At 44.8% G+C, this 12,221-nt stretch carries 12 protein-coding genes; 11 read left to right on the top strand and 1 reads right to left on the bottom strand.

From position 1 onward, the window contains the following. Positions 1–32 precede the first annotated feature (32 nt). The 8 genes from ACTNDS_RS12475 (at position 33) to ACTNDS_RS12440 (ending at position 7,381) form a co-directional block, all read left to right on the top strand. Complete coding sequence (locus tag ACTNDS_RS12475; RefSeq protein WP_441036068.1) at positions 33–2,213, top strand: peptidase U32 family protein; 2,181 nt, start codon at positions 33–35, stop codon at positions 2,211–2,213. A gap of 3 nt (positions 2,214–2,216) precedes the next feature. Beyond that, a complete protein-coding gene (locus tag ACTNDS_RS12470) occupies positions 2,217–3,590 on the top strand; it encodes an FtsW/RodA/SpoVE family cell cycle protein (protein ID WP_441036067.1) in 1,374 nt (457 codons plus the stop codon). Further along, entirely contained in the window at positions 3,514–4,995 is a 1,482-nt protein-coding gene (locus ACTNDS_RS12465) for a peptidoglycan D,D-transpeptidase FtsI family protein (protein WP_173742540.1), read from the top strand. The genes ACTNDS_RS12470 and ACTNDS_RS12465 overlap by 77 nt, the downstream gene beginning before the upstream one ends. 139 nt (positions 4,996–5,134) lie before the next feature. Continuing rightward, positions 5,135–5,590 (top strand): NUDIX hydrolase, encoded by a 456-nt coding sequence (locus ACTNDS_RS12460; protein WP_019161492.1) that lies wholly within the window; start codon positions 5,135–5,137, stop codon positions 5,588–5,590. A gap of 84 nt (positions 5,591–5,674) precedes the next feature. Continuing rightward, a complete protein-coding gene (locus ACTNDS_RS12455) occupies positions 5,675–5,950 on the top strand; it encodes a hypothetical protein (protein WP_441036065.1) in 276 nt (91 codons plus the stop codon). A 4-nt stretch (positions 5,951–5,954) separates the two neighbouring features. Beyond that, a complete protein-coding gene (locus ACTNDS_RS12450; protein ID WP_441036063.1) occupies positions 5,955–6,857 on the top strand; it encodes a DUF2953 domain-containing protein in 903 nt (300 codons plus the stop codon). Positions 6,858–6,859: 2 nt separating this feature from the next. Then, the gene (locus ACTNDS_RS12445; RefSeq protein ID WP_019161494.1) at positions 6,860–7,210 is read left to right on the top strand and encodes a GerW family sporulation protein; all 351 of its coding nucleotides are present in this window, start codon (positions 6,860–6,862) and stop codon (positions 7,208–7,210) included. 33 nt (positions 7,211–7,243) lie between these two features. Next, positions 7,244–7,381, top strand: a complete 138-nt coding sequence (locus ACTNDS_RS12440) for a hypothetical protein (protein ID WP_019161495.1) — start codon at positions 7,244–7,246, stop codon at positions 7,379–7,381. Positions 7,382–7,686: 305 nt separating this feature from the next. Here ACTNDS_RS12440 and rpmB read toward each other — a convergent pair whose 3' ends face one another. Further along, complete coding sequence (gene rpmB / locus ACTNDS_RS12435) at positions 7,687–7,875, bottom strand: 50S ribosomal protein L28 (RefSeq protein WP_019161496.1); 189 nt, start codon at positions 7,873–7,875, stop codon at positions 7,687–7,689. Between the two features lie 194 nt (positions 7,876–8,069). On the opposite strand from rpmB, the gene ACTNDS_RS12430 reads away from it, so the two are divergent. From ACTNDS_RS12430 to recG, 3 genes are read left to right on the top strand one after another with little or no spacing between them, the layout of a single operon-like run. Next, positions 8,070–8,429 carry an Asp23/Gls24 family envelope stress response protein gene (locus tag ACTNDS_RS12430; protein WP_019161497.1) on the top strand — a complete coding sequence of 120 codons (360 nt, stop codon included), beginning with the start codon at positions 8,070–8,072 and terminating at the stop codon, positions 8,427–8,429. A gap of 19 nt (positions 8,430–8,448) precedes the next feature. Further along, positions 8,449–10,122: a DAK2 domain-containing protein gene (locus ACTNDS_RS12425; RefSeq protein WP_441036092.1), complete on the top strand. Its 1,674-nt coding sequence runs from the start codon at positions 8,449–8,451 to the stop codon at positions 10,120–10,122. 4 nt (positions 10,123–10,126) lie between these two features. Beyond that, a complete protein-coding gene (recG, locus tag ACTNDS_RS12420; RefSeq protein ID WP_441036060.1) occupies positions 10,127–12,178 on the top strand; it encodes an ATP-dependent DNA helicase RecG in 2,052 nt (683 codons plus the stop codon). The last annotated feature ends 43 nt before the right edge of the window (positions 12,179–12,221 follow it).

Below are 12,221 nucleotides of genomic sequence, written 5' to 3'. Positions count from 1 at the left end.
CTGACAGCTTATAAATAAAGAGAGGAATTAATTTGAAAAGAGAAGAGATAGAACTTCTGGCACCTGCCGGCTCCTACGAAGGCTTTGAAGCAGCACTGGGGGCAGGGGCAGATGCGGTATATGTAGGAGGCGCAGCCTTTGGAGCCAGAGCCTATGCGAAGAATTTTAGTGAGGAAGAACTGCTCAGAGCTATTGATACAGCACATATCCATGGCAAAAAATTATATCTGACAGTGAATACGCTGTTAAAAAACAGAGAGCTTACAGATCAGCTGTATGACTATCTTCTGCCCTATTACAGGGAGGGACTGGACGCAGTGATCGTACAGGATATGGGAGTTTTTGCAGCTGTCCGCAAAATGTTTCCGGGTCTTCCTCTTCATGCCAGTACCCAGATGACAGTAACCGGTCCGGAAGGAATGAAATTTCTGGAAGAACAGGGCGCATCCAGAGTAGTAACTGCCAGGGAGTTATCTTTGGAGGAAATCCGCAGGATGCACAGGACAAGCCCTATTGAAATAGAAGCTTTTATTCACGGGGCATTGTGTTACAGCTATTCCGGACAGTGCCTTATGAGCAGTGTGCTTGGCGGCAGAAGCGGAAACAGGGGTAAATGTGCCCAGCCATGCAGACTGCCTTATGAGGTGTTATTGCCGGATAAGAAGGATGTCCTCAGGAAAACGAAAAACAAAGGGGACCTTTGCCCTCTCAGTCTTAAAGATATTTCCACTATTGAGATTCTGCCGGAGATCCTGGAGGCAGGAGTAAGTTCTCTGAAGATCGAGGGAAGGATGAAGCAGCCCGGATATACGGCCGGAGTGACAAAGGTATATCGAAAATACCTGGATCTGCTTTTTGAAAAGGGACCGGACAGTTATAAGGTGGAAGAGAGGGACAGGCAGTATCTTCTGGACCTGTTTAACCGCGGAGGTTCCTGTACAGGATATTATCAGATGCAGAATGGCCCTGGGATGATGGCTTTTACCAATGAGAAGAAAACCGGAAATGTAACCTGCTCTCCTGTGCAGAAAAAAGAGAAAATCAGGGGCAGTCTGATCCTTTATCCCGGAAGCGCTGCCATTCTTGATGTATCCTGCGGAGAGGTCCATGGGACAGCTGCCCTGGGAGAGGTACAGTATGCACAGAATCAGCCTCTTACCAGAGAGCGTGTGGGGATACAGATGGAGAAACTGGGAAATACTCCCTATGAGTGGGAAAGCCTGGAAATCCAGATGGATGACAGTGTTTTCGTGCCAATGAAGCTTTTGAACCAGCTGCGCAGACAGGCCCTGGCTGCACTGGAGGAGGAAATTCTGCAGAAATACAGAAGACAGGAACCGGTTTCTGCTTCCCTTGCCCCTTCGTCAGCAAAGAAATCTGTACGGAAAAAGCTTCCAATTTATGTTTCCTGTGAAGACATTGAGACAGCTCTTGCGTTATATAAAAGAGAGGGGATCAGAGGAATGTACCTTCCGTTCTCTGCTATGAAGCAGTGTCTGAAGGCTGGCACAGACAGAGGACTGGAAATGTATCTGGCTTTGCCCCATATTATACGGGGAGAACTTCCGGAGGGATATCTGCAGCAGGCCAGAGAATGGCTGGGGCAGGGAATGACAGGATTTCTGGTGCGGAATCTGGAGGCCTTTGCCATATTGCAGAAGGCAGGGCTGGCTGAAAAATGTGTTCTGGATCACAGCATGTATACCTGGAACAATGAGGCAGTTGCCTTCTGGGAGGAACAGAAGGTTCTTAAGGATACCATTCCCCTGGAGCTAAATGAAGGGGAAATTCGGCACAGAAATAACAGCCACAGTGAGATGCTGGTATATGGATATCTGCCTTTGATGATGTCTGCACAGTGTGTCCGCAAAAATGTTTACAGATGTGATCATAGTGAGGGAAAGGCAGAATTAAAGGACAGATATGATAAGAAATTCACTGCAGCCTGTTTCTGTGATCCATGGAAAATGGAAAATACAGGGGATAAGACACCTTGCTATAATATCATTTACAATAGTATTCCCTATGGACTTCTGAGAGAAAGAGAGCAGGTAAGAAAGCTTGGACCTGCAGCACTGCGCCTTTCTTTTACCATTGAAGATCAGAATGAGGCAGTACGGATTCTGGATGAATTTGTGAATGTATATCAGAATGAGGCAGATCCCCCTCAGAGAGAGTATACAAAGGGACATTTTAAAAGAGGAGCCGAGTAATGCATGGTTAATGTGATTGTGGAATTATCCAAATATGTGATCCTCACTTTGATGGTGGTCTATACCTTTCACTGTTTCTATATGGTGAAGCAGCAAAGTGAGGAAGAGAGAAATGAGTCATTGCGTCAGCAGCTGATGCTCATCTTCTTTATGGACTTTACGGCATTTCTGGTTATTTATCTGAAAACCGGGAAATTTCAGGTTGTAACCTTTTATGCAGAGATGATGGCATTTTTTGCCGGAATCCAGATCCTGTACAGACTGCTGTACAAAAAGGCATCCATTTTGCTGCTGAATAATATGTGTATGCTGCTGAGTGTGGGATTTATCATATTGTGCAGACTGGATGTGGCTACGGCCACCCGGCAGCTGATTATCGTTGCGGCAGTGAATTTAGTTGCCCTTGCGGTTCCTGTGCTGATCCGTAAGATGAAATTTCTGAAAGATCTTACCTGGCTGTATGCAGGTGTGGGAATCCTTCTGCTGGGGGCAGTTCTGGTCCTTGCCCGTACCAGCTATGGAGCCAAGCTGTCTCTGATGGGAATCCAGCCTTCAGAGGCCATCAAGATCACATTTGTATTTTTTATGGCTGCTTTGCTTCGCAGAGGGGCAGATTTCAGAACGGTAGTCCAGGCTACGATCGTGGCAGGACTTCATGTAGGAATTCTGGTCCTTTCCCGTGACCTGGGAAGTGCAGTGATCTTTTTTGCAGCATATCTGGTAATGGTTTATGTGGCTACCAAAAATGTGGGTTATCTGGCCCTGGGGCTTGGCGGAGGTGCGGCAGGGTCTGTAATTGCCTATCATCTGTTTGGTCATGTACGCCAGAGAGTGAGTGCATGGAAGGATCCCATGGCAGTTTATCAGAATGAGGGATACCAGATCGTGCAGTCCTTGTTTGCTATTGGTACAGGAGGCTGGTTCGGAATGGGACTGTGCCAGGGATCCCCGGAGAAGATCCCTGTAGTTAAGAATGACTTTATTTTCAGTGCAATCTGCGAGGAACTGGGAGGAATTTTTGGAATCTGTCTGATCCTGGTGTGTATGAGTTTCTTCCTGATGATCGTAAATATTGCATTGAAGATCAAGAAGCCTTTTTATAAGCTGATCGCCCTGGGACTTGGCACTGAGTATGCATTTCAGGTGTTTTTGACCATTGGCGGTGCCACCAAGTTTATTCCTATGACAGGTGTGACCCTTCCGCTGGTAAGCTATGGAGGAAGCTCTGTGGCAAGTACAGTATTAATGCTGGCAATTATTCAGGGACTTTATATTTTGAGAGAAGACGAGGACGAAGAGATTGAGAGACAACGAAGAAAGGAAGCGGCGCAGAGAGCTGGAAAAACAGCAGAAGCGCAAGGCTCAGGAAATTTCTAAAAAAAGAAGATCCCGCAACAGGGAATATACTTTTGTATCCTGCTTTTTTGTGCTGATTTTTGTCAGTCTGATCGGTTATCTGGTTTATTTTGACAAGGTAAAAAGCGAGGATTTTATCAATAGCCCCTATAACACCAGACAGGATACTTTTTCAGACCGTGTTGTCAGAGGCAAGATTGAATCATCAGACGGAGAGGTGCTGGCTCAGACCAATGTATATGAGGATGGCACAGAGGAGCGTACTTATCCCTATGCAAATATTTTTTCTCATGTGGTAGGTTATGATTCCAATGGAAAAAGCGGACTGGAATCCGAGGCGAATTTTCTGCTTCTGACTTCCCATGAGTTTTTCCTGAATCAGATGAAAAATGAGTTTAAAAGTCAGAAAAATATGGGAGATACGGTAGTCTCTACTTTGAATGCAGATCTGCAGACAACAGCATATCAGGCGCTGGGGGACAGAAGAGGAGCAGTGGTGGCCATAGAGCCTTCCACAGGTAAGATACTGGTAGAGGTGAGCAAACCGGATTTTGATCCCAGCACTATCGCCCAGAACTGGGAAGCTCTTGTGAATGATCAGAATGACAGCAGCCTTTTGAATCGTGCCACAAACGGAGCTTATCCTCCGGGTTCTGTCTTTAAGATTGTCACTGCCCTGGATTATTTCCGCACCAGGGGGACACTGGAGGATTTTTCCTATCTCTGTGAGGGCGGTATTACCAAGGAAGGACATACGATCAGGTGTTATGGCGGGGAAGTACATGGCCAGGAAGATTTTTACAGTGCCTTTGCCCATTCCTGCAACAGTGCTTTTGCAGAAATAGGAACTATGCTGGGAGGCAGTTCTCTGCGGTCAACTGCTGAGGATCTTTTGTTTAACAAAGACCTTCCTCTTACTTCCTACAGAAAGAGCACCTTTAGCCTGAATGGGAAATCCTCTGTTGCTGAGGTGATGCAGACAGCCATCGGACAGGGAAATACTCTGGTTTCACCTATGCATATGGCATTGCTTACAAGTGCCATTGCCAATGGAGGGGAACTGATGAAGCCATATCTCATTGATTCTGTGAAAAACAGTGACGGTGAAACAATAAAGACCACAGAACCGGAAAAATATAAAAGACTTATGAGCGTAAATGAAGCCAATCTTATGGGAAAACTGATGAAGAAGGTAGTAGAGGAAGGAACTGCCTCTGCCCTGAATGGAAGGGGTTATACAGCAGCAGGCAAGACTGGCTCAGCGGAATTTGATGAGAACGGATCCAGTCATTCCTGGTTTGTGGGTTATTCCAATGTAGATGATCCGGATCTGGTAGTTGCCATTATTGTTGAAAACGGAGGAACCGGCAGTGAGTCAGCAGTGCCTATTGCAGGTCAGCTTTTTGATGCATATTACTATGATTAGAATAATGGATAGCAGTGAGTGAACCATAAGGGACAGAAATAAATTTATTCTGCACTGTTTTTAACAGTTGCGGCATTATCAAAAAAGGGGTATACTATAACCAGTTTTTAATACCACGCAAAACAGGAGGGATTGCATTATGATAGAAGCAACGAGCTGTGGCGGTGTGGTAATTCATCGGGGTAAGATTCTTACATTGTATAAATCTTACAGGAACCGTTATGAGGGCTGGGTATTGCCGAAAGGAACAGTAGAAGCAGGGGAGACACATGAGCAGACAGCGCTGAGGGAAGTGCTGGAGGAAGCCGGAGTGCGGGCGTCTATTGTAAAATATATCGGAAAGAGCCAATATAACTTTACCGTTCCGGAGGACGTAGTTACAAAGGAGGTACACTGGTACCTGATGACTGCGGATAATTATCATAGTAAGCCCCAGAGAGAGGAATTTTTTGTGGATTCCGGATATTATAAGTACCATGAGATCTATCATCTGCTGCGCTTTTCCAATGAAAAGCAGATTGTGGAGAAGGCCTATCAGGAATATCTGGACATGAGGAGCAATGGACTCTGGGGGAAACAGCATAAGTATTATTAACGGAAACCGGGCTGCGTTTTTTACACAGCCCTGTTTAAAATTATGAAAAAGGGGAATGCTGAAAAAGAGAGAGGCAGGTATGGAATGCTGAAATGGAAGAAGGACTATCTTACAGGAGAGGGTGTTGAGGATCCTGAGAAAATAAAAAATAAACTGGATGCCGGGAAGTATGTACATGGAATTTATCTTCTTACTCTGTCTGACAATCCATCCAATCTGTTTGAGATCATTCCGGCAGCTATGCTTCTCCAGAAAAGCTATTACAGAATCTGTCCGGAGATCATTGGCATGGCAAAGGGGAAGGACGAGGCTTTGGAAATGGTTCGCAGTCTGGTACAGGAGACCTATGTGCAGAGGTGAGTAGATGTTACATATTTTATGGCTTATATTAAAGTTTATACTGATTCTGCTGGGAATTGTGTTGGGACTGCTTCTGCTGGCAATTCTGCTGATTCTTTTTTGTCCGGTCAGGTACAGGGCATCCGGGACCAAGGAACAGGATGACTGGAAAAAGATAAGAGGAGAGGGACAGATCAGCTGGCTGTTTCATGGAGTTGTGCTGAGGGTTGTCTGGGCAGAGGGAAATCTGCAGACCTCATTCCGGTTGTTTGGAATTCCTGTGGTCAAAATTTTGAACAGGCGAAAAAAAGTAAAAGATTATGCCGGATCAGAGGAAATTCCGGAAAAGCCGGTGAATGTAAAATCTGAGAAAATGATCAGCAGTCCGGTGGATAGTCAGCCACAGGATGCACCGGAAAAATCTCAACAAAAGACAGACTCAGATAAAAAAGAAAAGAAGATAAGCCCTGTCAGGAAACTGCTGTCAGGAATACAGAGCAAGAGAAAGAGAATATGGGACAGAATACATCATATCCGGGCTGCGCTGTGCAGAGTGGGAGCGCAGGTAACCTGGTGGAGAGATTTTCTGGAACACCCAAGGGTGCAGGCGGGGATTTCTCTTGTATGGACACATGCAAAATTTCTGATCTGCCATGTGCTGCCAACTGGGATGGATGGAGAGATTACTTTTTCTACAGAGGATCCCTCTATAACAGGAGCCATCCTTGCAGTGCTTGGAATGACCATTCCTTTCCATAAAAACTGTGTCAGGGTCAGACCCCTGTTTAGCGGAGAAAATTACTGTCAGGGAAATGTGAGAATAAAAGGCAGGATATACGGAATTGTGTTTGTACGGGCAGCGGTTAGTATTTATTTTAATAAAAATATAAAATATGTCATAAGACGATGGAAAACCAGGAGGGCATAAGAATGGCAAACGAGAATAATTTCAAAGAAACTGTAAACTCATTGTTCAAAGGTATGGACAGCTTTATTGCTGCAAAAACTGTGGTAGGGGAACCGATTCATATTGGTGATACCATTATTCTTCCGTTGGTTGATGTGGCTTTTGGCGTAGGTGCCGGTGCTTTTTCCGGTGACAAGAAGGACAATGGCGGCGGCGGAATGACCGGTAAGATGACTCCCTGTGCAGTTCTGGTCATTCAGAATGGTACTACCAAGCTGGTAAATGTAAAAAATCAGGATGGACTTACCAAGATTCTGGATATGGTTCCTGATTTTGTAGATCGTTTTGCATCAGGAAAAGGGGAAGAAGCATAAACTATACCAAACCAATGAAAAGGCAGAGAAAAAGTGGAAAAGCTGATTGGCTTTATGTTGTTTTTTATTGGGTTGGGGATGGTTATAGGATTTCTTATTGCTGAGAATGTGATTCTGGTAGTTACAGCCGGAGCTTTTCTGCTCCTGGGATATCATCTGTTCTGCCACTGAGTCAGTAAAAATGCAGGAAACTGCAGAAGAATCAAAGGACTATAGAGACTATAGAAGGCTGCGGAATCTGCAGCCTTCTTTTTAACCGAATCAAGTAAGTCCCCTACAGAGGTTGCGAAAAGCAATAAGCAGTGGGTGGGGACTTGCTTGTATCAGGAGGAGTGCAAGCTCCTTCTGATAAACTGCGGAGCAGTTATTCGGTTATGAGCAAGTAGCGAAGCGGATTGCGAATATCCGCTTGACTTAAATCAAACACATAAAAAGACAAAAAAATACCCCTGTCAGAACAGGGGTACAGGTGTTATTTATGCTCTTTCTACTTTACCGGATCTTAAGCAAGAAGTACATACATATGTCTTTCTAGCTCCGCCTTCAGCAGTTTTGATTTTAACGGATTTGACGTTAGATTTCCACATTTTATTGGATCTTCTATGTGAATGACTTACATTGTTTCCGAAATGAGCAGCTTTCTCACAGATTGCACATTTAGCCATGATAGCACCTCCTTGACGCTTTTTTTCAACAGTCTACATTGTAACAGATGAATGACTCTTTTGCAAGCAAAAAAAAGAAAATTCTAAAAATTCTTTTATATGAAAGGGGAGAAGACGAAATTTAACATTGTGCAATCACTAAAAAAAGGTTATAATACACTTATCTAACAATATAGAGCATTGGAGGTAACCATATGAATGGACGTATAGATTCCGGATTGGGTCAGATCATAATTGACACAGATGTAATTGCAACCTATGCTGGAAGTGTGGCAGTAGAGTGTTTTGGTATCGTGGGTATGGCAGCAGTCAGCGTAAAGGACGGACTGGTAAAGCTCTTAGGCAGAAAAAGCCTGAAACATGGTATCAGTGTTAAGATTACAGAGGACAATAAAATCCGCCTGAATTTCCATGTAATTGTAGCATATGGAGTAAATATAAGTACAATTGCAGACAATCTTGTCAGCAATGTAAAATATAAAGTCGAGGCCTTTACAGGAATGGAGATCGAAAAAATCGACATTTTTGTAGAAGGTGTACGGGCAATTGATTAGGATAGAGGAGGAACTTGTGGTGAATAACAAAACCATAGATGCCAGAGTACTTTCCAGAATGTTTCTTGCAGGAGCCAAGAATCTGGAAGCGAAGAAAGAATGGATTAATGAACTGAATGTGTTTCCGGTACCGGACGGAGATACAGGAACAAATATGACGATGACAATTATGGCAGCTGCAGCAGAGGTAGGCTCCCTGGGTGAGACAGATATGGAAACTCTTGCAAAAGCCATTTCTTCCGGTTCCCTTAGAGGAGCGCGCGGAAATTCCGGTGTAATTCTTTCACAGCTTCTCCGTGGCTTCACCAAAAGTGTACGGAAAAGTGAAAATCTGGATGCGGCAGCCATTGCAGCAGCTATGGAGAAAGGCGTGGAAACTGCCTACAAAGCAGTAATGAAGCCGAAAGAGGGAACTATCCTTACAGTGGCAAAGGAAGCTGCAGCCAAGGCTGTGGAGCTTGCTGAGACTGCAGAGGATCTGGATACTTTTTTCCAGGCAGTGATCGCTCATGCAGAGGAGACTCTTGCCAGAACACCGGAGATGCTTCCGGTTCTCAAAGAAGCAGGAGTTGTTGACTCGGGCGGACAGGGACTGGTAGAAGTTTTCCACGGAGCTTATGACGGTTATCTGGGCAAAGAAGTGGATTATACACAGTTCAGTGGTTCCAAGGGTCCTGCAGTGACCAAAATCGATGCACAGACAGAGAAGGATATTAAATTCGGTTACTGCACAGAGTTCATTATTCTTCTGGATAAGCCAATGCCTGAGGAGACAGAGCATGAATTCAAGAAATTCCTCATGTCTATCGGTGACTCTATTGTTCTGGTGGCAGATGATGAGATTGTAAAGGTACATGTACACACCAATCATCCGGGACTTGCCTTTGAGAAGGCTCTTACTTTTGGAGCACTGTCCCGTATGAAGATTGATAATATGCGCGAGGAGCATCAGGAGAAGCTGATCAAAGATGCACAGAAGCTGGCCAGAGAACAGGAGAAGCAGGAGGAGGCAGCAATTGCAGCTCAGCCGCCTAAGGAGGTAGGCTTTATCTCTGTATCTGTAGGAAAGGGAATGACTGAAATCTTCAAGGAACTGGGAGTGGATTACCTGATTGAGGGTGGACAGACCATGAACCCAAGTACAGAGGATATGTTAAATGCCATTGCAAAAGTAAATGCAAAGACCATCTACATCTTCCCAAACAATAAAAATATTATTCTTGCAGCCAACCAGGCCCGTGACCTGACAGAAGACAAGGAAATCGTGGTAGTACCTACCAAAACCATTCCTCAGGGAATCACGGCAATGATCAGCTATGTGCCGGAGAAAAACAGCGTTGAAAATACTGAAAATATGCTCCAGGCGATTTCACAGGTAAAAACCGGACAGATCACCTATGCTGTCAGGGATACACGTATTGATGACAAGGAAATCCATGAAGGCGACATTATGGGAATCGGCGATTCCGGAATCCTTGCAGTTGGAAAGGACAGACTGGAGGTAACTAAGGAAACCATTGCAGCTATGATGGACGATGACTCAGAAGTAGTCAGCATCTACTACGGTGCGGACACTGACCAGGCTGAGGCAGAAGAACTTGCATCTGCAGTGGAAGAGCTTTATCCTGACTGTGACGTAGAAGTAAATGCAGGGGGCCAGCCTATTTATTACTACGTGATTTCGGTAGAATAAACAGATGCCCCCACTTCATACACTAAAAGGTGTAGGCCCGAAAACGGAAGCCCTGTTTGCCAGACTGGGCATTATTGACACAGATTCCCTGATCCATTATTATCCCCGTACCTATGATATTTATGAAGCACCGGCAGAGATTCGTTCTCTGGAGGAATCTACGGTAGCTGCCATAACAGCTACCGTTACAACGGGTGTCTATATTAACAAGGTACGTAATCTCCAGGTGGTAACAACCACAGTGGCAGATCAAACAGGGAGGCTTCCTGTTACCTGGTTTAATATGCCTTATTTACGTTCCACTCTGAAAAAGGGAAGTGTATTTGTTCTCAGGGGCAGGATTACCCGCAAGCAGGGAAAGCTTCAGATGGAACATCCGGAAATATTTACCCCTGCAGCTTACGAAGAGATTCTGCACAGTCTCCAGCCAATCTATGCCCTCACATCAGGGCTGTCCAATAAAACCATTGTGAAGCTGCTCCATCAGGCTTTGGAGGACGGATATCTCCATCAGGAATATCTTTCCCAGGAGTACAGGGAACGGTATCATCTGGCAGACTGCAATTTTGCATTGTCTGCCATTCATTTCCCCAAAAATATGCAGGAGCTGATCGCGGCCAGGAGAAGGCTGGTATTTGATGAGTTTCTGCTGTTTATTCTTGCAGTACGCCTTTTGAAAGAAAAAACAGAGAGTACAGTCAATACTTTTCCCATGCATACTGTATGGACTACAGAGGAGATCATTGAAAATCTGCCTTATGCTTTGACAAAAGCCCAGCAAAATGTATGGCATGAGATTGAAAGAGACCTGAGCGGTCATGGGCTGATGTCCAGGCTGGTGCAGGGAGATGTGGGAAGCGGCAAAACAATCCTGGCTTTTCTGGCTATGATCATGACTGCGGAAAATGGCTACCAGGCGGTGCTGATGGCACCGACAGAGGTACTTGCCAGACAGCATTTTCAGGCTATGGAAAAGCTTCTGAAGGAACAGGGAATTGATTTCTGCCATCCTTTGCTTCTTACCGGATCGGACACAGCCAGGGAGAAAAGGGAAAAATATGCACAGATTGCATCCAAAGAGGCAAATATTGTAATTGGAACCCATGCTCTGATCCAGGAAAAGGTCCAATATAACCAGCTGGCACTGGTGATCACAGATGAACAGCACAGATTCGGGGTGAAACAGAGAGAGGCTCTGACAACCATGGGAAATCCTCCCAATGTACTGGTTATGAGTGCGACACCCATTCCCAGAACTCTGGCAATTATTATTTATGGAGATCTGGATATTTCTGTGATCGATGAGCTTCCTGCCCAGAGACTGCCTGTAAAAAACTGTGTGGTAGATACTTCTTACAGGCCAAAAGCCTATGCTTTTATGGAACAGCAGATCCGCCAGGGACGACAGGTATATGTAATCTGTCCAATGGTGGAGGAAAGTGAGGGAATGGACGGGGAAAATGTTCTGGATTATACAGCAAAGCTTCAGCAGATTTTCCCTTCTGATATTAAAATTGCTTTTCTTCATGGGAAAATGCATTCCAGGGAAAAGAATAAGATTATGGAGTCCTTTGCTGCAGGAGAAATCCAGATTTTAGTATCCACCACAGTTATTGAGGTAGGAGTGAATGTCCCTAATGCAACCGTAATGATGGTGGAGAATGCGGAGCGTTTTGGCCTGGCACAGCTTCATCAGCTTCGGGGCCGTGTGGGAAGAGGAGAACATCAGTCTTATTGTATTTTTATGCAGGGAAATAAAGAAAAGGAAACATCAAAACGGTTGGAAATTTTGAATAAATCCAATGATGGTTTCTATATTGCAGAGGAAGATTTGAAGCTAAGGGGACCGGGAGATTTCTTTGGGATCCGACAGAGTGGTCTGCTGGAGTTCAAACTGGGTGATATTTATCAGGACGGGGATATTCTGAAGGCTGCCAGTGAAACGGCAGCGCAGATTCTGGAGCTGGATGAGAATCTGAGTCTGGAACAAAATGAAATTCTGAAACAGCGGTTAAAAGCATATATGCAGGAGGATTTGGAAAATCTGGGAATATAGTTATTGCAAAAAAACAGAAAACGTAGTATTCTATTTCGGTAAC

This window comes from Blautia sp. HCP3S3_C12, from assembly GCF_052064155.1.
Lineage (GTDB): Bacteria > Bacillota > Clostridia > Lachnospirales > Lachnospiraceae > Blautia_A.
The sequence above is the reverse complement of the archived record's forward strand: the minus strand, read 5'-3'. Positions and strand labels throughout refer to the sequence as shown.